General features: G+C 57.8%; 14 protein-coding genes. 5 read left to right on the top strand and 9 right to left on the bottom strand.

Features of this window, described 5'->3' with window-relative positions; genetic code table 11:
• Window positions 1–7: 7 nt before the first annotated feature.
• A complete protein-coding gene (locus ACIOMO_RS03885; protein ID WP_007918111.1) occupies window positions 8–148 on the bottom strand; it encodes a hypothetical protein in 141 nt (46 codons plus the stop codon).
• A 157-nt stretch (window positions 149–305) separates the two neighbouring features.
• Here ACIOMO_RS03885 and ACIOMO_RS03880 point away from each other — a divergent pair, with 157 nt between their 5' ends.
• Window positions 306–494 (top strand): hypothetical protein, encoded by a 189-nt coding sequence (locus ACIOMO_RS03880; RefSeq protein WP_053120542.1) that lies wholly within the window; start codon window positions 306–308, stop codon window positions 492–494.
• 18 nt (window positions 495–512) lie between these two features.
• Here ACIOMO_RS03880 and ACIOMO_RS03875 read toward each other — a convergent pair whose 3' ends face one another.
• Window positions 513–887: a fe2+ zn2+ uptake regulation protein gene (locus tag ACIOMO_RS03875; RefSeq protein ID WP_053120540.1), complete on the bottom strand. Its 375-nt coding sequence runs from the start codon at window positions 885–887 to the stop codon at window positions 513–515.
• Window positions 888–1,182: 295 nt separating this feature from the next.
• On the opposite strand from ACIOMO_RS03875, the gene ACIOMO_RS03870 reads away from it, so the two are divergent.
• Window positions 1,183–3,528 carry an acylase gene (locus ACIOMO_RS03870; protein WP_401238240.1) on the top strand — a complete coding sequence of 782 codons (2,346 nt, stop codon included), beginning with the start codon at window positions 1,183–1,185 and terminating at the stop codon, window positions 3,526–3,528.
• 57 nt (window positions 3,529–3,585) lie between these two features.
• Here ACIOMO_RS03870 and ACIOMO_RS03865 read toward each other — a convergent pair whose 3' ends face one another.
• A complete protein-coding gene (locus tag ACIOMO_RS03865; protein WP_401238237.1) occupies window positions 3,586–4,590 on the bottom strand; it encodes a FecR family protein in 1,005 nt (334 codons plus the stop codon).
• Window positions 4,591–4,743: 153 nt separating this feature from the next.
• Between ACIOMO_RS03865 and ACIOMO_RS03860 the strand changes: the two genes are divergently transcribed.
• Window positions 4,744–5,013, top strand: coding sequence for a PepSY domain-containing protein (locus tag ACIOMO_RS03860; protein ID WP_401238235.1), 270 nt, complete (start codon window positions 4,744–4,746; stop codon window positions 5,011–5,013).
• 58 nt (window positions 5,014–5,071) lie between these two features.
• On the opposite strand, the gene ACIOMO_RS03855 is transcribed toward ACIOMO_RS03860, so the two are convergent.
• Window positions 5,072–9,862, bottom strand: coding sequence for a dermonecrotic toxin domain-containing protein (locus ACIOMO_RS03855; RefSeq protein ID WP_401238232.1), 4,791 nt, complete (start codon window positions 9,860–9,862; stop codon window positions 5,072–5,074).
• Window positions 9,863–10,093: 231 nt separating this feature from the next.
• Here ACIOMO_RS03855 and ACIOMO_RS03850 point away from each other — a divergent pair, with 231 nt between their 5' ends.
• Both ACIOMO_RS03850 and ACIOMO_RS03845 read left to right on the top strand, forming a co-directional pair.
• Window positions 10,094–11,134, top strand: coding sequence for an Ldh family oxidoreductase (locus tag ACIOMO_RS03850; protein WP_053120531.1), 1,041 nt, complete (start codon window positions 10,094–10,096; stop codon window positions 11,132–11,134).
• 328 nt (window positions 11,135–11,462) lie between these two features.
• Window positions 11,463–13,022 (top strand): transporter associated domain-containing protein, encoded by a 1,560-nt coding sequence (locus ACIOMO_RS03845; RefSeq protein ID WP_401238229.1) that lies wholly within the window; start codon window positions 11,463–11,465, stop codon window positions 13,020–13,022.
• Window positions 13,023–13,123: 101 nt separating this feature from the next.
• Here the strand turns inward: ACIOMO_RS03845 and ACIOMO_RS03840 are convergent, their stop codons facing one another.
• The 5 genes from ACIOMO_RS03840 to wecB are packed head-to-tail and all read right to left on the bottom strand — an operon-like array spanning window position 13,124 to window position 21,542.
• Window positions 13,124–14,200, bottom strand: a complete 1,077-nt coding sequence (locus ACIOMO_RS03840) for a GGDEF domain-containing protein (protein WP_401238226.1) — start codon at window positions 14,198–14,200, stop codon at window positions 13,124–13,126.
• Complete coding sequence (locus ACIOMO_RS03835) at window positions 14,184–15,062, bottom strand: DUF4434 family protein (RefSeq protein ID WP_053120526.1); 879 nt, start codon at window positions 15,060–15,062, stop codon at window positions 14,184–14,186. Before ACIOMO_RS03835 ends, ACIOMO_RS03840 begins: the two co-directional genes overlap by 17 nt.
• Complete coding sequence (locus ACIOMO_RS03830; RefSeq protein ID WP_401238223.1) at window positions 15,062–18,223, bottom strand: phage receptor; 3,162 nt, start codon at window positions 18,221–18,223, stop codon at window positions 15,062–15,064. The genes ACIOMO_RS03835 and ACIOMO_RS03830 overlap by 1 nt, the downstream gene beginning before the upstream one ends.
• A complete protein-coding gene (gene nrfB / locus ACIOMO_RS03825; protein WP_400644850.1) occupies window positions 18,220–20,391 on the bottom strand; it encodes a cyclic di-3',5'-guanylate-activated glycosyltransferase NrfB in 2,172 nt (723 codons plus the stop codon). Before nrfB ends, ACIOMO_RS03830 begins: the two co-directional genes overlap by 4 nt.
• Window positions 20,388–21,542 (bottom strand): non-hydrolyzing UDP-N-acetylglucosamine 2-epimerase, encoded by a 1,155-nt coding sequence (gene wecB, locus ACIOMO_RS03820; protein WP_053120520.1) that lies wholly within the window; start codon window positions 21,540–21,542, stop codon window positions 20,388–20,390. The genes nrfB and wecB overlap by 4 nt, the downstream gene beginning before the upstream one ends.
• Window positions 21,543–21,908: the final 366 nt, after the last annotated feature.

The raw sequence follows: 21,908 nt of genomic DNA, 5'->3' as shown, positions 1-21,908 counted from the left end.
TCCTGTTCTAGCGATGTTGATAATAACCAGGGCCACCCTGGTAGTAACGATGGTGATCGTCGTGCCAGCCGCCGTGGGGGAAGATGATGCAGCCACTCAGGGTCAGCAGGGCAAGAACGGGAATCAGCCAGGTGATTCGACGCAGCATTTCAAAAATCCTCATGGTTACGCCGTCATGAAGCCAAAACTCTTCATCGGCTGTAACATGAGACCCCGATTGCAGCGGCGCATCCCCGTGAAACGGTAAGCGCATGGCATGCAAACAGATACAAACCGGATACATTTCAAAGTTTCAGGAAACCGCAATGACCCATAAGCAACGTTTGATTTATTCGATTCTGATTGCCGTGTCGGTACTGGCGATCATGCTCGGCCTGTCCTGGGCGCAAAACGCCGGGATGATCACTGAAAAGATGTTTCAGTACATTGCAATCGCCGTGGCGGTGATCGTGGTGATTATCAACGCCGTGATGCGCCGCAAGGTCAAATCCTGACGGCGATCGCTGTACGGATTACTCGTTGAGGACGGCCGCAGCTTGTGGATGCAGGCTGTAACTCTTGTCGGCGTTGAAGGTGATGACACCTTCGGCGCACAAGCGTTTAAGGACTTCGCGGACGCTGAGAAATGACAGCGGAATGTCCAGATCCAGCAATTGGCTGTGGACGCCGCGAACGCCCAGACGACGTTCGCTTTGTGCCGCGACCAGCAGGGCGTCGATGACTTTCAGGCGGATCAGACTGGTGCGCAGACCAAAACTTTTCAGTAGCAGGCGGATCCGTTCGTTGCCGTGACGGTCGGCACGCTGCCCGAAATCGCTCGCCAGGGAGCTCATGGAAGCCCCTTGTGGCGCCTGGCTACCGTCCGATGGTAGTTGCGAGTTGTACATGCGATTACTCCTTTGCAGGGCCAGATCGGGAAAGGTTTTTGTGCTCTCTCTAAACAAGACGAATCAGCACGAGAAATCATGAAAGAAAAAATGTAGAAATTTTGTCGGAAATTCGTCTTTTCTCCGTAATTACGGCTTCAGATCGCTGTTCGGCGGCCTAAATTTTTTTTCTCGGCTTCGTTACTTGCAAAGGCTCATTGCGCGTGGACGCGTGGGTGTTTTCAGAGCGGAGCCGATGCCCGTCCTTTCAGGCCAGGCACGCCTGCGCTCTTCGGCATTTCGATCAGGAGCGAGCGTGATTATTTCCAGGCAGTTAATTGGACTGGCCCTTGCCGGTATGGCATTTGGGCTAAGTTTTTCCGCCCATGCACTCAGTCCCGCCACTGAGGCCAGCGCCGATATTCGGCGTACCGCTTTTGGCGTGCCGCACATTCGCGCTGACAACGAACGCGGTTTGGGTTTTGGCATCGGCTACGCCTACGCGCAAGACAATCTCTGTCTGCTGGCCAACGAGATCGTCACGGTCAACGGTCAGCGCTCACGCTATTTCGGCCCTGATCAGTTCACCGTGGAAGAGCGCGAGAATCGCGTCAGCGATGTGTTTTTCAATTGGCTGAACACGCCTGAAGCGGTCAATGGTTTTTGGCAGGCACAGACTTCCCAAGTGCAGGATCTGGTCGAAGGTTATGCCGCCGGCTACAACAAATATCTTGCCGAACGTCGCCAGCAAGGCCTGCCGCAGCAATGCCAAGGCGAATGGGTGCGCGACATTGCCACTGAAGATTTGGTCAAGTTGACGCGGCGTCTGCTGGTCGAAGGTGGCGTTGGTCAATTCGCCGAAGCACTGGCGGGTGCGACACCGCCACAGGCCACTGCCCGGATCGAGCACGATCATCACGCTTATCAAATGGCCGACCTGCGCCAGCAACGTTTCGCCTTGGATCGCGGCAGTAACGCGGTGGCCGTTGGCAGCGAACGTTCATTTAATGGTCGCGGCATGTTGCTGGCCAATCCGCATTTTCCTTGGGTCGGCGGCATGCGTTTCTATCAGATGCACCTGACCATCCCCGGCAAGCTCGACGTTATGGGGGCTGCGCTGCCGGGCCTGCCAATGATCAACATCGGTTTCAACCAGCACTTGGCGTGGACGCACACGGTCGACTCGTCGAAACACTTCACGCTCTACCGCCTGCAACTCGATCCAAAAGATCCGACGCACTACATGCTTGATGGCAAATCACTGCCAATGAGCAAGCAGACCGTAACGGTGCAGGTCAAGCAGGCGGACGGCCAGGTCGTGCCGGTATCGCGAGACATTTACAGCTCGCAGTTCGGCCCGGTGGTGCAGTGGCCGGGCAAGCTCGATTGGGATAATCAATACGCGTACAGTTTGCGCGACGCCAACCTTGAGAACGATCGCGTACTTAAACAGTGGTACGCAATGAATCAGGCTGCCAGCCTCAAGGATTTGCAGGATTCGGTGCACAAGATTCAAGGCATTCCCTGGGTCAACACCTTGGCCGTGGATGACAAGGGACAGACGCTATACATGAACCTGTCGGTGGTGCCCAACGTCAGTGCCGATAAACTGGCCAAATGCAGCGATCCGCGCATCGGTTTGCAGATGATCATTCTGGACGGCTCGAACAGCGCTTGCGCCTGGGACATCGATCCGGCAGCCGCGCAGAAAGGTATTTTTGCCTCCAGCCAGTTGCCGCAATTACTGCGCAAGGATTTCGTACAGCATTCCAATGATTCCGCCTGGCTGGCGAATCCGGCGCAACCCTTGACCGGGTTCTCGCCGCTGATCAGTCAGGAGGGGCAACCGTTGGGGCTGCGCTCGCGCTTCGCCCTGGATCGTCTCGCCAGCCTGAGCAAAAACGCTACCCTGGCGGTGAAGGATCTCCAGCACATGGTGATGGACGACCAGGTGTATCTGGCGGGTCAGGTTGTGCCGGATCTGCTGAAATTCTGCGCCAATGAAACAGGTACTGACGCTGCTGCGCTGAAACCGCTGTGTGCCAGCCTGAGAGCGTGGGACGGCCGGGCCAATCTGGATTCGGGTCTGGGCCTGGTGCACTTCCAGAACATCATGCAAGCCTTGCAAGAATCTCCGGATATCTGGCGGGTGGCGTTCGATCCAAAGGATGCGCAAAACACGCCACGTGGTCTGGCTATTGAGCAGCCAGCGGTGGCCAAAGCGCTTCGCGAGGCCATGTTGGCGTCGGTCGCATTGAGCGCAAAAATGGGCCTCAAGTCTGACGCTCGCTGGGGTGATATTCAGGTGGTCAGCAGTGGCGGGCAACAGACGCCGATTCATGGCGGGCCGGGTACTTTGGGGATCTATAACGCGATTCAGAGCGTACCGCGTGAGGACGGCAAACTGGAAGTGGTCAGCGGCACCAGCTACCTGCAAGTGGTCACGTTCGATGAAAAGGGCCCGCACGCGCAAGGACTGTTGGCGTTCTCGTTGTCCAGTGATCCGGCGTCGAAGTATTCGCGGGATCAGACTGAAGCGTTCTCGAAGAAACAATGGAGCGTCCTGCCGTTTACCGAACAGCAGATTCAGGCGGATCCGCAGTATCAGGTACAGACAATCCGCGAAGCACTGGATAAGACTGGAAAAGTGGCAGCGCAGTAAAAACGGCTATTTGCCCACGTTAAAAATGGAGGCCGCATCCCGCAAGGGGCGCGGCCTTCAGCTTTTTGGCGGTTGTTGTGGCAGCGCGTTGATCACCGGGTCGCCATCCTTGTTGCGCGACAGATAGACCGGCAGCACTTTAGGCAGGGTGCTTGGCAGATTGTGCATCTCTTTGATGTTGTAAATGCCCCCCACGCGAATCGCACCGGTCGCGTTATCGTTGAGCATCAACGGTTTGTCCAGATAGCGATTAATCAGCGGCAGTGCGTCGTTGAGCGACAGATTGTCGAGTACCAGTTTGCCGCTGCGCCAGGCCAAAGCGCTGTCGTTGGGGTAGGTCTGGTTGATCTGCGGCATGTAATCACCATGCTTGTAGCGAGCCTGCATCGACGGCCCGAGACGCAAACCATCACCCGACAGTGCGGTGTTGCTGGTCACCAGCACTGAACCTTCAATCAGGTTGACCCGCACCTGATCTTCATACATCCAGACGTTGAAACGTGTGCCCGTTACACGAATCCTGCCTTCCCCTGCGCGCACGACAAACGGGTGGCTCATGTCATGGCTGACGGTGAAGAACGCTTCACCTTTTTCCAGGGTGACGCGGCGCTCGTCCTTGTAATTACTGAAGGTCAGCTCGGTGTTCAGATTCAGTTCGAGCTGGCTGCCATCACCCAGCGTGACCTGACGTACGTTGTCGGTGGCGGCGAAATGCTGATAGCTGTTGGGCAACCAGCCAAGGTTCCAGCCAGCGACTGCAGCCAGTGGTAATGCGACGGCGCAAACACCAGCGGCTACAGCGTAGTGTTGCCACGAGCGTGACGGCGCGCGGCTGATCGGCACGACAACGTCAACTTCGGGGCGCGGCAGATGTTCGGCAACGTCCCAGATTTCCAGCATCGCTTCATATTCGAACGCATGCAGCGGGTGAGCATCGAGCCATTGTTCGAACGCGCATCGCTCTTCGTCCGTGCAATCAGCCGCGTGCACACGCATGCACCAATGCGCGGCGGCATCGGTGATCGCATCGTATTCGGCTTCCGAGAGGGTGTCTTGGGTCATTGACTCGTCCTGATTTCGCACATTCTAACCTTGACGATCAGTTGCCGAGAACATCCGTCATGGCAATTACCCATCAAAGTGGAACTTATTTTTCCCTGGGGCGCCCAAAAAAACAGGACACCCTCGCGCACTATCCACAAATGGAGTGAAAAAATGATCAAAAGAACTTTTGCCGCCCTGATTGCCACCGCCAGTTTGCTCAGCGCTGGCGCCGCGCTGGCAGACAAGCCCGGTGCAGGCTGGATCACCATTGAGAAAGCCATCGAAATCGTCAAAACCAAAGCCGGTTACGTAGAGGTTTACGAAATCGCAGCCGACAACAACGGTTACTGGAAAGGCGAAGGGCGTAAAGCCGACGGCGTTGTGTACGAGTTCCGCATCGACGGTGCTTCGGGCAATGTCTTGCGGGATCAGAAAGACTGACGTCACAGTTTTCTGTCTCAATCATGCGCAGGCCTGGCCTGCGCATTTTTTTGCCTGATTACGGCGAAATTGCTGGCACCGGATCCAGTTGCCGGCCCATCTCGCCGATCAAAAAAGCAATCGAGTCGGCATTGCGCAAAATAGTCTCAATGCGCGGATGTGGCGTTTGTTGATCGAGGAAGGCATTGCGTGCGTCGTTCAGCGTGGGGCTCAGCGTGGCGTCGAGTATCTGTCGGCTGACGTGGGTCATGTCAGGCAGTTGATCGAAGCCAATCCAGGCTTGTTGCTTATCGCTCCAGCGCGAAAACAGCTCTTGTCGCGGGGTGGCCAACGACAGCGCTTCACGCTGGAACGTCTGCTGAGTGTTTTTCATCGCGATGCCTTGGCCGGTAAGGGTCTCGATCAAATCGCTGAAGGGCCGGCGGGCTTCCAGCGAGGCAATGTCTACGGCGTTGCAGATTTGATGGGCAAATTCATGAATCAGCACGGACGCCTGGGCATGCCCGTCGACATTAAAGGGTTCGGTCAGAGAAGATTTGTACCAGTCCAGTTGCTGGGAGAAGAATTTTTCGGTGAAGTGCACCTTGCGTTGCTCATCCTCATCCAGGACGAAGGCAATCAGGTTGGCGCCGGGGTATTTGTTCGAACCAATGACGAAGCGGTCGGTGTTCATCAAGTCCTCACTCGGATTTACCAGCGCCGTGCACACCGGGACGATCGCCTGTTTTATTTTGTTGATCAGCGTGTCGTCGATCTGACTCACATCAAAGAACTGCTTGAGGAAGCGATCGAGTCGGGTGCCGACCGGTGCACTGCGCAGTTGTGCCAGATTATGCAAGCTGTTGAATGCGTAATAGCGGGCCATATCGATGGCCTGCACCAGCATCCGCGCTTTGTCCGGGTGTTTGCGGCGGATGGCCTCCATGCCGAGTGCCTCGATGTTCAGTACCAGCCGGCGTTCGCGGTCGGCGGCGAAGCGGTTGTACATCTTGGACATCGCCTTGCCGTAATGGACGGTGTGAAGATCCGGATCGATAACCAGCTGTGTGCCTCCCTTGCGTAATGTCGGACCGTAGGACTGTGCATTCGCCATGCGCCAAACGGCGCCGGGTTTGTCGACGCGATAAACCTTGCCGGCGATGGCGGCATAGCGAAGCCTGTCGGCGTTATTGATGTAAGTCCCGCTGTGCGGCTCAAGGGACAGGTCTTTGAGTGCGACTGTCGTGGTTTCGAAGTGTTGCAGGGCGGTGCGTGACGGTGCAGTCACTTGGATCTGCTGTAGCCGAGGGGCCGCTAACGGCGGCTCTTCGGAGGCGGCCTTTAAAGGGGTCACTGACTCAGCGGAGGACTCCATCGACAAACGGCCCATGCTGACCATTTGTATCGCACCGGCAATGAATGCTTTCAGTGCGGGTTTCCAGTGATGATCCTGCAGTGCCTCGGCCGAATCCTTGAAGTCTTTGTAGCTTTGCCAAAGAAATGACAGGTAACCCAGCTTGCCCGGCAGAAGCCCTGAAAGCAGTTTGATGCCATCGCTGAAGAGATTTTTCGCAGCCTCCCAATCTGCCTGCGCTGCAGTTTTCAACTGGCTGCCGAGCAGCTGCGGAAGGAGCGCAATATTGTCGTCGTACAGTCGGTGAAAGATATTACCCGTGACAGGGTTCACGGCGAGCGTCATCTCGCTGACCTCGCCCACGCTTGAAATCAACAAACTTCGCAGCGAAGCCTGCTGGTGCTCGGGGGCGCGGCGTATGAGCAGATCCTGCAAGCTCCCCGGTGTGTTCAGTGCTGCGATCAGATCCATTTCGCTCGCAAACTCGCGAAACACCTCGTCGGCATAAGGTGCATAGAGCACCAGCGGATTGCGCAGACGATGGTCGGAATCGATCACGTACATGGCGAGCGCTTCAACGGGCGCCGCTCTCGGCGTCTTGATCAGCGACAGTGGATAGATATTTGCGTGAGCCCCCTCGACGGTGGCGCGCGCCTTGCCATCTGGCATGTCCAGCACTTGGGCGATCAGGTCGAAAGCTTTGTCGGACAGACGCTGTTGCAGTTTCAAGGCGTGCGCATGCTGTAACAGTTGCCACGGTAACTGGCGGAAAAAGCGCTGTTTACGTGCATCGGCTTGAGGGGAGGGTGCAGACAGGGCATCAGTGACCCTTTTTGCGTAATCAGTGGATATTGCCAGCGACGCCAGCATTTGTCTGACGGCCTGTTGATCAAGACCCGGCGGTAACGGTTGGGCAGTCTTCGACGCTACGCTGAAGCCAGTGCCTTGCGCGACGTTGACGTGATTCAAGGCAAACTCGGACAGGCTGCGCGCGGGTCCCGCGAGGGCCAGATTGGGGATGATCTCAATATTTTGCGGCTCAAGATTGCTCCCGGGGAATCGCACATCGAGTAACGACTTCAGCGTTTCTCGTACATAGCGCTCCAATGAAGGAATGCCGTGCAGATAGTCTTCGTCATCGGTCACGCTGTTGTGCCACTGCTCCAACAATTCCAGATGTAATTGCTGCTCTTCGATCGATGCCATACCCAGCCAGATCGGGAGTGATTGCTGCTGCCTGATGGCTTGCGCAACGTCAGATGCACGCTGCAAGTTGGTTTCGACCAGGGTTTTACTGAGCAGCGTCAACGAATCATTGAGGCGGGCGGGATCCGTCAAGCGTGCGCGCAGTTCCTCGCAACGGGCCAGGTAGTGATCGATCGCCGATTGCATGCACGCCTCCATCACATTGCCTCCGATCAGTTGCAGCGGCCCCAACTGGTAATTCCGGCGGAGCAATTGTTGTGGAGGACGAAGGTTTTCCAGCAAAGAAAGGCGCTGAACACTGTCGAGCAAGCGCTGATTCAATGTGTGGCGGACGCTGACAATTCCGTCAAACGCCTCCAGCCCCAAACTCGGAGTCCACAGAATGACGCGCCCGGAGTGCTCGACATCCAGACCGCCGCGCTCCGTGAGCAAAACGCATTGATCCAGGGGGAATGCATGTTTCTCACCTGAGCCTTTCACCGTAAGTGCCCAGGCATCGGGACGAAACCCATTGAGCGTTCGGCGATCATTACGCGTGGGCTGGTCGGCGTTGAAAACGGTATCGACGATCGCCCGTAGCGGTTTTTGCAGCGTGCCGTAAATCATCCGCAGTTCCGCTTCGCCACGCACGCCTACGTAAAAACCATGGGCCAGCCGGATCTTCATATGCTCCAGGTAACTGCGCTGGGAAGCTGCAGTCGTGTGGGGTTGTGCGGCGAAATCACGGGCGAGGGGGGCTTTGACGTCGGCGAATGACTTTATCGCCAGCGTCGTCTTGTCGGCCAGCACCCACGAAGGTTGCGCCCGACCGAACAGTACTGGACGTGTGCTCCAGCGCTCACCGGCATCGAGGGTCAGCAATTGCTCATTCAGCATCGTGCGGATGTCCAGCGCCTTGTCGACCAAGGCATGCACATCGATGGCGCCATCGCTGTGGCGAAACACCTGCAAGGCGTAGTCGAGGTTCTGCCGTTGTTTGGTGATGATCAGTTCGAACAGCACTTTGAAAATGGCGCCGGAAATCACCTCTCCCGTTACCTGCGGACGGTCGTAACCAATAAAACGATTGCGTTCTTCGAGGCTGAGCAACCCGTAGAGCTGGTCTTCATGCCCGGCTCGCTTGAATTTTCTGAGTAAGATCTCTTTGAGGTTCGCGTAGTCCTTGAGTACTTGCAGACCCTGAGTGGGGGTATAGAGGTAGGCGTTGTCGTGGCTGATCATCAAGGATCCGGCCAATTCGACGAAGTTGGCCTGGTACTCCCACATCCTTACGGTTTCGATGGTTGGCAGGCGAGAAACGGTGGGAAGCGGTTCGATCATTTGATGCAGGGTGATGAATTGCGCAGCGTCAATGATGCTGGCTTCCCGTTTGAGCAGCAGATCCGCACGGGCCTGGTCTTCCACCGCTTGAGCGAAAAAATCGCGACGGGATGATCCGTCAGCGCAAGGTGCCTGCCAGTAGGCTTCGAGTTGATCAAACAACCGCACCGCTAACTTTCCCGAGGCGCTTTTCACGGCACTCTCCCAGCGGGCTTGATCATCAGGTTGTGTAGCAATGGTCGGGTTTGAGAACTCGTGCTGTTGGCCTGCCGGCCAGCATTGGTTGCGGTAATACATCAGCACGGCGTCGCTCAGACTCATGGAGTCCAGCCAGTGGCGAGTCGCGCCGTTGTCGGGGCTGAGGTAAAAACTGACGCGGGTTGCACGTGGCGATCCGGCTTGCACGTCGCTGCGTAGTAAATCATCCATGACCTGTTCAACAAGCGTATGCAGCAAAGGCAGTTGCTTCAGCTCGATCAGCATGGCCTCGGCATTCTCACGTTGAGCCTGCGTAATCAGCGCCTGCTGATCTTCGAAAATATCCCCCGCAATCGGTATAAGCGAGACCCGGATGCCGCGTGAATCCAGCAGTTGCTTGCGTCGGGATATCGGTAAAAAGGCCAGCAGTCGTTCAGCGTCACCTGGCGTGTTCAGCCGTGTCTCCAGTCGTTCCAATAGATCAGCGCGGCTGTGGTGTTTTTTGATGCCTTCATACGGGGAGTAGAGGATCTCGCCACCGTCATCCGGAGTGGCACCCAGGACAAAACAGCCCGCCAGCGGCACGGCGGCAGCGCCAGGAATGCTGAGCAGAATGCGCTGGGCCAGCATTGGTGGGGATTGTTGGCTGCGTAATGCCTGCGTGGCGAGTTCGGTCAGGGCCAGCCAATCGAAGTCCTTACGTGACAAACCATGGATTGGGCCCAGTTCGCCCCAAAGGCCGGGTGACTTCAAGGTTTCTGGAAACAACAGCGGAGAATGAGTGGCTGGCATCAACGAGTCTCGACAAGGCGCAAGAGTCGCGCCGATAGATTGAGGCTCTAGGGTATGGATCGAAGAGGGTGGGCAGGTGGTACATAGTTACCGCACACACAGCTTGATAATGTGCCAGTCTGTGACGCCGTTGCCCTCGGCAAGGGTTGACACGCTGCCTTGCAGGCGTGATTAATCGATTCGCGAATTCGTACGCTGTTGTTCCCTCCAATAATTAATCTGGAGCTTCAGATGTCTGCGCCATCCGATCATGTGTCTGCTGCTGTTTTATCCACGCTGTCGCTCGAAGAACTGACGCAACTGCTTGAAACGATTTTTTTGCGCCACGGCACCTCTGCGCAGGTCGCTCGATCACTGGCCGCTAACTGTGCCGGCGCCGAACGTGACGGGGCGCACAGTCACGGCGTGTTCCGTATCCCCGGTTATGTGTCGACCCTGCAAAGTGGCTGGGTCAACGGGCAGGCTGTGCCGCTGGTGGAGGATGTCGCTGCCGGATTTGTGCGGGTTGATGCCGGTAACGGGTTTGCCCAGCCAGCGTTGGCGGCGGCCCGTCCGTTACTGATTGAGAAAGCACGCAGCGCCGGGATCGCGGCGCTGGCGATCCGCAATTCCCATCACTTCGCGGCACTGTGGCCGGACGTTGAGCCGTTCGCCGAGGAGGGCCTGGTCGCCCTGAGCGTGGTTAACAGCATGACGTGCGTGGTGCCGCACGGCGCCGATCGACCATTGTTCGGTACCAATCCGATTGCGTTCGCTGCGCCGCAGGCCGGGGCCGCGCCGATCGTCTTCGATCTGGCCACCAGTGCCATTGCGCACGGCGACGTGCAGATTGCCGCGCGCAACGGCGAGCGCCTGCCGCCGGGAATGGGCGTCGATAGCCTTGGTCAGCCGACGCAAGATCCCAAAGCCATTCTGGAAGGTGGCGCGCTGTTGCCGTTTGGCGGGCACAAGGGCTCGGCGCTGTCGATGATGGTCGAGTTGCTCGCGGCGGCACTCACCGGTGGAAACTTCTCGTTCGAGTTCGACTGGAAGAATCATCCCGGCGCGAAAACGCCATGGACCGGTCAGTTGCTGATCGTGATCGATCCCTCCAAGGCGTCGGGCCAGAGTTTTGCCGAGCGCAGCCATGAACTGGTGCGGCAAATGCACGGCGTCGGGCTCAAGCGTCTGCCGGGTGATCGTCGGCATTTGCAACGTGAGAAGTCGCTCAAGTACGGCATTGCCCTGGAGACACACACTTTGGAACAGCTGCAGCGGCTGGCCGGACACTAGGTTTATCAGTGGACTCCATCGGCTGCCGGAGAGGCTTCGGCAGCCCATCAAAGCTGTGCTTTACAGATTTTGAAATAATTTGCGACTGGGGAAAGGCCCGCTTCTGCCTGTACGCTTCAAGGCCTTTTTCCTTTCAGGATTTGCATGAACACCCTCTCGGAGCCTCCCAGTTATCCGTTTTCCATGCGCCACGGCGCGGTCTTGACGCACTCGCAGCATCCGGTTTTCCGACACCCGACTATCGTAGACAACGCAGCTTCAGAGCTATCGCGTTGCACTTCGCCGTGTCCGGCAGCCTGAATTTACTGAAGAGAGATCGAGATATTTTATGGAATGGTTAGCGGATCCCACGGCCTGGTTAGGCTTGTTGACTTTGATCGTGCTGGAACTGGTGCTCGGCATCGACAACCTGGTGTTCATCGCGATTCTGGCGGACAAATTGCCGCCGCATCAGCGTGACCGCGCGCGAATTATCGGCCTGTCGCTGGCGCTCATCATGCGCCTGGGCCTGTTGGCGAGTATTTCCTGGCTGGTGACCCTGACGCAGCCGCTGTTCGAGGTATTCGACAAGAGTTTCTCCGGTCGCGACCTGATCATGTTGTTTGGTGGTGTGTTCCTGTTGTTCAAGGCAACCATGGAGTTGCACGAACGGCTGGAAGGTCATGTCGGCGAACGCACCTCTAACACCGCGTATGCGCTGTTCTGGCCGATCGTCGCGCAGATCGTGGTGCTCGACGCCGTGTTCTCGCTGGACGCGGTGATTACCGCTGTCGGCATGGTCGATGAACTGGCGGTGATGATGATCGCGGTGATCATCTCCATCGGTCTGATGATTGTTGCGAGCAAGCCGCTGACACGCTTCGTCAATGCGCACCCGACGGTGATCATGTTGTGTCTGGGCTTCTTGATGATGATCGGTTTCGCCCTGACCGCCGAAGGCCTGGGTTTCCACATCCCGAAAGGCTATCTGTACGCAGCCATCGGCTTCTCGATTCTGATTGAAGTGTTCAACCAGATTGCCCGTGCCCGTCGCAAACGCTCGATGCAGGGTTTGCGTCCGATGCGTGAGCGCACGGCCCACGCGGTCATGCGTCTGCTGGGCGGACGCAAACTGGCAGTGGAGGAAGTGGGCGAGGAGATTTCCGACCTGCTCGACAACGGCGAAGCGCCGAGTACGGAACTGTTCGACCGCCGCGAGCGCGTGATGATCAGCGGCGTTCTGCAATTGGCTGAACGTCCGATTCGTGCCCTGATGACTGTGCGCGCCGATGTCGACTACATCGACCTGGCCGACGACGCCGAAGCGATTCGCATACGATTGATGCATTCGTCCTACTCACGATTGCCGTTGATTCGCGATGGCGCGGTGGATGAACCACTGGGCTTCGTGCACAAGAAAGAATTGCTCAAAGAGTATCTGGCCGGTGAGGAGCCGAATCTGGAGCACTTGGCGCGCAAGTCGATCAATCTGCTCGAGAGCTATTCGATTCTCAACGCATTGGAGCAAATGCGTGCCGCGTCGACCCACATCGCGTTTGTGGTCAATGAATTCGGTGATTTTGTCGGTATCTTGACCATGACCGACATCCTTGAATCGATTGCCGGTGAATTACCCGACGCCAGTGAAGTTGAAGGCCCTGACGTGTTTGAAGAGCAGGGCGGGTTTATGGTCAGCGGTGCGCTGAACCTGACACGGGTGCGGCAGCGCACCGGGTTTGGCGCTGAGCCCACCGAGGATTATCAAACGCTGGCCGGTCTGGTAATGAGTTTGCTGGATCGCTTGCCGATGGTGGGCGATCGTCTGGAATACGAAGGCTGGCAGATGACGGTGGTGGCGGTTGAAGAGCGGCGGGTGACGCGGGTGTTGCTGGTAAAAATGACTGATTGATTTGCTGACGGTCCTGGCCCCTTCGTGCTCCCACATTTGAAATGCACTCAAGTGTGGGAGCGGGCTTGCTCGCGAAGTCGGTCTTAGAGATAACGCACTTATCAGCGATGAAATGTGTAGCGATCCTTCCCCGAATGCTTTGATTCGTACAACGCATCATCCGCCTTGATCAACGCCTGAGTCAGGGTGTCGTGTTCTTCGACCCGGGTTACGCCGATGCTGATGGTCACCGGATACGTCGTCGGTTGTTCGCGCACGAGTCTGCACAATTCCCCGGCCAGTGCTTCGGCATCCTCGCGGCTAACATCGGTCAGATAAATCGCAAACTCCTCGCCACCCAATCGAGCAAAGTCATACGCGTTCATCACCATTTTGATGTCGGCGGCAACGCGCTTGAGCACTTCATCGCCGATGTCGTGCCCATAGGTGTCATTCACTTTCTTGAAGTTATCGATGTCGATCATCAATAAGTAATGATCGTGTTCGCGCGAAACCGTTTGCAGGTGTTTTTCCGCGAGGGTCATGAAGGAACGGCGGTTGGGGATTTCAGTGAGGGTATCGTTGTAGGCCTGATCCAGCAGCAACTGCGACATGATGTAGTTGTAGAGCTTGGCCTCGCGCAGTTTGAGAAAGGTGTAGATGGTCAGTGCACACAGAAACACGCTGTAGCAAGCCGTCATGACCCCTCGCAATTCGAAGAGGCTGATGCTGGTATTGATAAACGGGTTGAGCAACGACCAGATGATCAGTTGCACGACGAAAAACGCCACGCGACTTAAGGGCAGTACCGAGATGCTGTAGAGCATGCTGGCGGCGGCAAGCACCAGCCAGGAACTCTGCACAATGTCCGGTACACCGTAGACAATGAGCCGGACGCCAACAGTGAGACCGAGCACGAAGAGCACGGTCAGCACATCAAAATGACGCGCCTTGCGGGTGAACCCCAGCACGACGGTCAGAATCGAAAACAGCAATAGAAAAACCATTGAACGCCAGGTGAAGCCCTGGCCGCCGAGGAAGCTGACGATCAAATCAAACACCAGCCACATGAACGTGCTGGTGAGGAAGATCAACACGCTGAACCGGTGGAGGCGCTCGAATTCGTGCTGGACGAATTCGGCGCGCACTGCCGCTGGCGCGGTTTTTTTCAGCACTTCGTCTTCAATGATTTTGTACATCGATACCCTGATGTTTGCGCTGGTTGTCGAGGATCACCTGGCCCCATGGGCGGTAACGCAGGGAAAATACGGCGTTTGGATGACAACCGGTAGATGTCACGTCAGGTGCGCTGGGCTCGGCACGAAATGGCTGGCCATCGCGGCTGACCTGCCGGAACGCCTCACGCACGATACCTACCGAGCAGGGTAGTTCGCCGGCATAACCGGTGCGTACCAACGGGGCCAGGCGACCGGTACCCGCACCGTCCTGCCACCAGACCTGAATTCCGGCAGCCGCCAGATCGCCCAACCACTTTCCATTGACCGACGGCGCGAGTTTGCCGGCACTGAATGCGCTGATGTGCAGCGGAGCATCCAGTTTGCCCGCCAGATCCGTCAGTTGGCGTTGCAACGTCGCCCGGCGTTCTGCGGCGAGAAAATGCAAGTCGTCGAGCTCCAGTGGCAGGTACCAACCCGTTACCGGCAACTTCCAGTCCTTGCGCAGCTTTTGCTGCTGCGCCAGTGTCTGGCCCAGTTGCGCCTGCCAATAAGTGGCGAGGCCGGCGCTGTCGAGTTCATCGATGCGCTGGTAGTAGGCCGGATCCATTTTCAATCCGAGTACCAGCTGCAAGCCTTGTCGCTGCGCCAGTTTCAAACTGTTGGCGAGCCAGCCATTGGCACCACCGAAGTCCGAGTCACCATACGCAGTCCATTGCACGATCAGCGTCCGCGTGCCTTGCTTTGCGCTGTCTTGCCAGATTTTTTGCCATTGCGTCTGGCTGAGACTGGCATCGACATTAAGCGGTTGATAGAACACACGCTCATCAGCACGCACAGCGACGGCGCTAAGCAACAAGCAGAAAAACATTATCCAGCGAGCCATCAGAAATTCCACTCCACGCCCAGCAGCACACCGTTGCCGCCTTCATACAAATTGCCGCCCAGCGACTGTTGATATTCGGTACGCACCGTCAGTTTCGAGCGGTAGGCGTTGTAGCGGTCATCGTCGTACCACCATTGCCAGCGCAAACCGACACCGGTGCGCAAATCCTGACGCCAGTCGTTGCTCGGATCCTGGCTGGCGAATTCAAGAAATCCGTACGGCATGATCGTTTGTGCGCCATTGAACGGCAGTTTCCGCGTATGACCTTGCTGGAAACGCGATAACCATTGGTGATCGCCGGCCTTGGTCCACCAGGCGGCGTCGAGGTAGAGGAAGCGTTCATCCCATTCACTTTCGTCGACGCGCCAATCGTTGCGGTACTTGCCCTGATCAAGGAACGAGGCGGTGGCGCGTAGCAGGTAGTCGGTGCTGGTGTGGCCATCTTTGCGATGGTCGTCGAGCTGATCCGAGAGCTTGTCTGGATTGATCAACTGGCCGAGGCTCAGGCCGTGATTATCCTTGTCGTCGAACTGGCTCTGTTTATAGATTTCGCCGTAGAAGTTGATGTTCTGCGTGCCCCACGGTTTGTAGCGTAAGCCAACACCTGCGGCGACGGACTCAGCGTAGCTGGAGCGACTTTGTCCGCCCATCAGCACGCGGCCATAGACCGACAGCGAACTGCCGGCTCGGCTCGGTTCTTCACCGAGGGCGTGATCCCACATGGCCACTTGTACGTTCTGCGAGTTGGGGCTGCGGCGTGAGCCTTTGCTGTCGTCGTCACGCAGAAAGTCGTTGGTTGAAACCCCAGCCGGCGACCAGGTACTGGCAATCGTGAAGTTATCCCGCCGGGACAAGGCCTCATGAGCACGGCGTTGACGATAGCGACGAGCCTCCATACTGCCGTCTTCATCGTCCGCCGCAACCGGGTTCTGTTCGAGGTCTATCACGCGACGCAGTTCTTTACGCGCGGAGGCGCTGTCCTCGACTTCGTCGTAGCGCCAGGCCAGGGTTTCGCCCAGACGATAATCCTCTGGGAAGTCGCGGGTCGCCTGTTGCAGATAGGGGATTGCCCTGGCGCGCTCTTCGCGGGTTTGTGCGCCCGACAAACGCATGCCGTAATCGGCGCGGTAGCGTGGGTTTTCCGGATCGCGGCGCACGGCTTCGGCCAGCCATGCGGTACTTTGTGACAAATCACCAGCCTTTTGTGCGGTGACCGAGGCGGCATAAAAGTGCCCGGCATCCGGTGCTTTCAATAAGGCCTGGCGTTGGCGTTCCAGCGCCTGTACATGCGCGCCGCGAGCATCGGCAATCGCCGCGCCTAGCGACCATTCGTTAGCCCCGCGAGTGTTGCTCTGTTGCCAGAAACGCTCGGCGGTTTGCGCATCGCCGGCATTCAGAGCACTGCGGCTGGCGGTCAGACGTGCGTTGTCTGTGAGCTCCGCAGCGGGGATGCTGCGCCAGATCGCCAAGGCACCCGCGGAATCGCCGGCAGCTTCGAGCGCATAGGCCAAAGGCAAACGACTGCTGCGGTCTCCAAGTTTCTCGGCTTGCTGGTAATAAACGACGGCTTCGCCGGGTCGATCGGGCATCGCACAACGGCCGAGGGCGCGGAAGTCGCCAATTGCTTGGGGGTGACGGCCGATGGCCTGCTGCACGACATCGCACTGACCTTTTTCTGCCAGTTGTGCGAGCAATTGCCCGCGAGTGGCGCCGTCGACACGACCGATCAACGAAGCCATGCGTTGCTGTTGGGCCGGCGTGATCTCTGTCAAAGAGGCGTAGATCCCGGCGAGACGCTGCAGCGCGGTGGCTGGCAGACGTCCGCCATGACGGTCGTAAGCGTTTTCCAGCAATTGCTGTGCGTGCGCGCGATCGCCGCTATTGAACGCGAGAAAACTGGCCTGATTCAGCGAGGCCAGATCGCCGGTCTGGCGGTAATGGTATTCCCACAAGGTCTGTTCTTCAGTGCGGCGCCCCATGCGCTGCGCTAGCTCTGCGCGGCGTTTGACCACCGCAGGGGTTTGCGTCTGACCGGCGAGCCAGACCATGACCTTGCTGCTCTCACCCTGTTCCTGCCAGACATTGAGCAATTGCGCTTGCCGCTGGCTGTCCCAGGGCTGCGGCAGTTGTGTACTTTGCAACAGGTCGGTGGCTTGCAGACGTTGCGCCAGAACCAGCCAGTCCTGGGGATCATCTGTTGGCTGACAACCACGCAGTTGCACCCGTGCAGCTTCCGGATCGTGCCGCGACAGCCAGTCGACGGTTTCCAGGCAAGGGCGCTGCAAGTCGTTGCTGAGACGCTGGACAGTCGGCACATCATCAGTCTGCCGCGCCAGCTCCCACAGCCGCTGACGTTGTAACGGATCGGCCAGATCCGACGCCGGCAATGATTGCAGCCAGCGCTGAGCCTGCTGATCGTGGCCCATGGCGATGGCGCGATCGACCATCGCCAGTCGAACTTTGCGCGCCGCTTCAGGGCTTGGCGCCTGTTGCAGCAGTTGTTGCAGCGGTTGCTCATCAAGGCGTTGCACGTAGGCATTGGCCAGCCGTTGCCAGCCTTCGGTATCGAGTTGTTGACGCGCCGCCAGCGGCGCGAGTTCTTCGATGGTGCCGCTCCAGTCACGCAATTGCTCGGACCAGTTCGAGCGCGCCAGACGCAGAATATTGTCGTCACCCTTGGGCGCCAAGTGTGCCAGCCAGTCGTGGGCTTTGGCGGCACCGCCGAATTTCGCCAGACTCAAGCTGTAGGCCTGCCACAACCGCACACGGTCGTTGAGGCTGCTGGTGGCCATCCATTGTTCGACTTGAGTGCTGGTCGGTGGATCCTGTTCGATCCAGGTCAGGCGCAAATCGAGAACTGCCTCGCTGTTATCGTTCGGCAACGCTTGAACGGCGTCCTGATAGCGCCGCTGTTTGGCCAGCGACTCAACCAGCATGGCACGCGCCTCATCGTTTTTCGGCACCTTTTCCAGCAGGTGTCGCATCAGCCGTTCGACTTCTTTCCAGTTACCTTTTTTCGCCTCGCGGTAACTGCGATCCATATAGGGATAGCTGCGGAACTGTTCGAACTCGCTCAATGGTGCGGCTTGCAGTGGGTACGCGGTACTCAAACCAAGCAACAGGCTCGCCATCATCAGGGAATGACGGTAAACAGGCTTCATGCGACCTCCCGGACAATGCGGTAAGCCGCTTGCTGTTCACTCGTCTGATCCGCCAGCGCCTGTTCGAGTACTTCGCGGGTGATCATGCCGCGGTCGATCAGGTGCTCGCCGAGTGACATGTTTTCCGCATCGAAATCAATCAGCGCTTGATTGAACAGTGTGGGCGGCACCATGCCGCGAACCTGCAACAGGTTGCCCAGCAACACCTGATGGCGGCTGACGCGTTCCAGCAAGGCTTCATCGTCCTGATGACGTTCAAGCACTTGGAGCATATGACGCACTTCCTCATTCTGACGGGGGCTGGCGTACCAGTAACGAATCCCCAGAGTCACACGGCCTTGCGGTGCCAGACGGCTACGCACCGGACGCTTTAATTGTCGGCTGATGGCGCCGAGGGAGACCTGACTGACCGGGCCTTCGGAGGCAAGCACCAGTGTTTCGCCTTCCTCGGCCACGGGCAGAACGCCGTAGTGCGAGGCGATGCGGCGCGGCAAGGCATCAATCAGGCGCTTATCGAGTTTGAACGGGTTGAGTGGCGCCCATTCCAGATCAAGCTGCTCGGCCAGTGCCTGCACCAGTTGCGTGCTGTCGATGTACCCACGCAGTAACAATTCTCGACCGAGTCGGCGACGAACTGGGCTGGTAATGGCGGCTTCCAGTTGTTCTTCGGTAATCAAGCCTTTCTCGACCAGACGATGGCCCAGCGGTACGCGTTGTGCCTTGGTCAGCGCAGGGAATTCGTGGGTGGTCTTGTCCCAGGCCACGCGCCGCGAATCGCCCATTTCCATGACCTGGCGTAGCGCGCGGAGGTTGGCGAAGAAGTTGACGAAGTTGCTCCACATCATCCGTGGCGCCGACAGCAGGCCTTCAACCAGACCGTAATAGCGGGTCACGAACCAGCCGCGCTGGAACAGACGATTGAGCAGCATGAAACCGTTAAGCCAGAGCAGCACCGGCAGTAATGAACTGTCGGAAAGAATCGACGGGTAGCGCCAGGAGTCCGGAGAAATCACCGTGACCAACCACATGACCAGCAGCACTGCGAACAGCAGATTGACCAGAAAGCTGAGCATGTAGGCGATCAACCCGCGGCGATCGCGCCACAGGAAATAGTTGAGCAGGCCGGTGCTCCAGCCGAGGTTCTTCGTGCCTTGAAAGACGATGCCGACAATCCAGCGCGATTTCTGCCGGATCGCGTGCTGCAAGTCGCGCGGGAAATGCTCGCGCACGCAGATCACTTGGGAAAATTCGCGGTTCATGCCGAATGCCCACGGCTGTTCCAGCGCCAGTTTCGGATCGCTCACCGAGTAACGGGCGAAAATGCACTTCATGCCTTTTTGTTTGAGGCGGAAGCCGATGTCATAGTCCTCGGTGAGACTCTGAACATCGAAGGCAATGCCGTCGCCGTCTTCGAGCAGGGCGCTGATCGCTTTGCGGCTGAAGCACGTACCGACACCCGCGCTCGGCACCTGACCGGTCAGGGCTTCGCGAACGATAACGTCCTTGCCGTGGTTTTCGGCGAACTCGTCGACATAGTGGCCGGCGGTGAAGCCTTTCCATTCCGGTGCGTACGGATAAACCGGGATCTGGATCAGATCCTTGTTGGGCAGCAGATAGTTGTAGAGGCGCAACTCCATCGGTGAAATCACGTCTTCGGCGTCATGCAGGATGAACCCGGCGAACTGGATTTTCGCCTCGCTCTCGAAACGCAGAATGGCGTCGATGATGTTGTTCAGACAGTCGGCCTTGCTGGTCGGTCCGGGGCGGGCGCAGACCACTTTGTGTACGTTGGGATAGTGCTGGCAGACCGCGTCGACATCCGCTTGGGTCTCGGCGTCGTTGGGATAGGTGCCAACGAAAATCTGGTAGTTCTCGTAATCGATGGTCGAGGCCGCCAGGCGGGCCATTTCGCCGACCACACCGACTTCATTCCACGCCGGCACCATGATCGCCAGCGGTTTCTCGGCAATCGCATACAGCCGCTGCTCGTCGGCGCGTTCGAATTTATCGTAGATCCGCCAGCGCCGGATCAGCTTGCGACTCCAGTACACAAGGTCGATGAACAGGTCATCGAGACCGAGGAAGAACATCAGCAGGGCGAGGGCAATCGCCACATATTTGAGACCAAACAGCACATACGCAAAAAAATCGACCCAACCCAGACTCATACCCCGTCACCCGCCGTCGAGCGAGCGCTCAACCAGGCGTGAAGGCGGGTGGCGATCAATTCGCTGGCGTGACCATCGCCGTAGGGAAAGTGTACGCGGCTCATGCGGGTGTAGGTCTCTTCGTCATCAAGCAACCGCGAAGCTTCGTTGATGATGCGTGCCTTGTCGGTGCCGACCAACAGCATCGTGCCGCTTTCCAGTACGGAGGGGCGTTCGGTGACGTCGCGCAACACCAGCAAGGGTTTGCCAATGGCCGGGGCCTCTTCCTGCACACCGCCGGAGTCGGTAAGAATGAAATGCGCACGGCCCATCAGCCAGACGAAATGCGGATAGTCCTGCGGTGCGATCAGGTAGATGTTGGGCGTGTTGGCGAGCATGCCGTAGACGACTTGCTGCACCAGTGGATTGAGGTGCACCGGGTAAACGAATTGCACGTCCGGGTAACGCGCGGCCAGTTCCGCCAGCGCCTCGCAGATGTGAGTGAAGCCATCGCCCAGGTTTTCCCGACGATGGCTGGTGACCAGGATCATTCGACGCTGATCATCGAGCTCGGCCAGCGGGGAGTCGGCGGCCGGTTGCCATTGCCTGTTTATCTGCTGTTCGCGCGTCCACAGCAATGCATCGATCACGGTGTTGCCGGTGATTTCGATGTTGTCTTGCGGGATGCCCTCACGCAGTAGATTGGCGGCGGCTTTAGAGGTGGAGGGGAAGTGCAGGTCGGCGATGACACCGGTCAAGCGCCGATTGGCTTCTTCCGGCCAAGGTGCGCGCAGATTGCCGGTACGCAGGCCCGCTTCGACGTGGCCGATCGGCAGTTGTCGATTGAACGCGGCGAGGGCGGCGATAAAACTGGTGGTGGTATCGCCGTGTACCAGCACAATGTCGGGTTTGACCCGCTCGTAGGCTTGGTCGAGTTCTGCAAGCAGATGTTGCGACAGACCATTAAGGGTTTGGCCTTGGGTCATCACTTGCAGGTCTTCATCGACTGTCAGTTCAAAGGCGTCGAGCACCTGCGTGAGCATCTCGCGATGCTGTCCGGTGGAGCAGATGTTCAGTTGGATGTCCGGCCACTGACGCAGAACCCGGGCAAGCGGGGCCATTTTTATGGCCTCCGGGCGAGTACCGAAAACCATCATGACATTGAAAGACATTGACCCCTCCTGGGACGTGGCAACGCTGTGACCAGATGGCCTGCAGCGTGTTTCTCTTACTGAGAAATAAAGGAAAGCAGCCGGATGGGAGCTTGTCCAATCCGGTTCGACGCTTGATTGATACCGATCATGTAGAACGAAAGTGCCATCGGTTGATGGCTCTTAGGTGGCACTTTCAGGAAAAGTTCCCAAGGCGTGCACAGAATTGGTGCGGTGGATGTCAAGATTTGGCGCAACTTAGTCAGACCGCCATATACATTGGGAACCTGCTACCCGCGCCTCGTAGCCAACGGTAGCGCCGACATCAAATCGCTTTGATAACTTCACGCCCCACACTTCACACATCCCTTTGATTCAAAAAACATT

This window comes from Pseudomonas sp. NPDC087804, assembly GCF_044742965.1.
GTDB lineage: Bacteria > Pseudomonadota > Gammaproteobacteria > Pseudomonadales > Pseudomonadaceae > Aquipseudomonas > Aquipseudomonas rustica.
Note: the sequence above shows the minus strand (reverse complement) of the source record. Positions and strands in the feature narration are given on the sequence as shown.

Bases quoted from the DNA above. Each gene is read 5' to 3' on its own strand.
- ACIOMO_RS03860 (WP_401238235.1), top strand. From the start codon at position 4,744: ATGATCAAAAGAACTTTTGCCGCCCTGATTGCCACCGCCAGTTTGCTC.
- nrfB (WP_400644850.1), bottom strand. From the start codon at position 20,391: ATGAGTCTGGGTTGGGTCGATTTTTTTGCGTATGTGCTGTTTGGTCTC.
- ACIOMO_RS03850 (WP_053120531.1), top strand. From the start codon at position 10,094: ATGTCTGCGCCATCCGATCATGTGTCTGCTGCTGTTTTATCCACGCTG.
- ACIOMO_RS03845 (WP_401238229.1), top strand. From the start codon at position 11,463: ATGGAATGGTTAGCGGATCCCACGGCCTGGTTAGGCTTGTTGACTTTG.
- ACIOMO_RS03875 (WP_053120540.1), bottom strand. From the start codon at position 887: ATGTACAACTCGCAACTACCATCGGACGGTAGCCAGGCGCCACAAGGG.
- ACIOMO_RS03840 (WP_401238226.1), bottom strand. From the start codon at position 14,200: ATGTACAAAATCATTGAAGACGAAGTGCTGAAAAAAACCGCGCCAGCG.
- ACIOMO_RS03865 (WP_401238237.1), bottom strand. From the start codon at position 4,590: ATGACCCAAGACACCCTCTCGGAAGCCGAATACGATGCGATCACCGAT.
- ACIOMO_RS03830 (WP_401238223.1), bottom strand. From the start codon at position 18,223: ATGAAGCCTGTTTACCGTCATTCCCTGATGATGGCGAGCCTGTTGCTT.
- ACIOMO_RS03835 (WP_053120526.1), bottom strand. From the start codon at position 15,062: ATGGCTCGCTGGATAATGTTTTTCTGCTTGTTGCTTAGCGCCGTCGCT.
- wecB (WP_053120520.1), bottom strand. From the start codon at position 21,542: ATGTCTTTCAATGTCATGATGGTTTTCGGTACTCGCCCGGAGGCCATA.
- ACIOMO_RS03880 (WP_053120542.1), top strand. From the start codon at position 306: ATGACCCATAAGCAACGTTTGATTTATTCGATTCTGATTGCCGTGTCG.
- ACIOMO_RS03885 (WP_007918111.1), bottom strand. From the start codon at position 148: ATGCTGCGTCGAATCACCTGGCTGATTCCCGTTCTTGCCCTGCTGACC.
- ACIOMO_RS03855 (WP_401238232.1), bottom strand. From the start codon at position 9,862: ATGCCAGCCACTCATTCTCCGCTGTTGTTTCCAGAAACCTTGAAGTCA.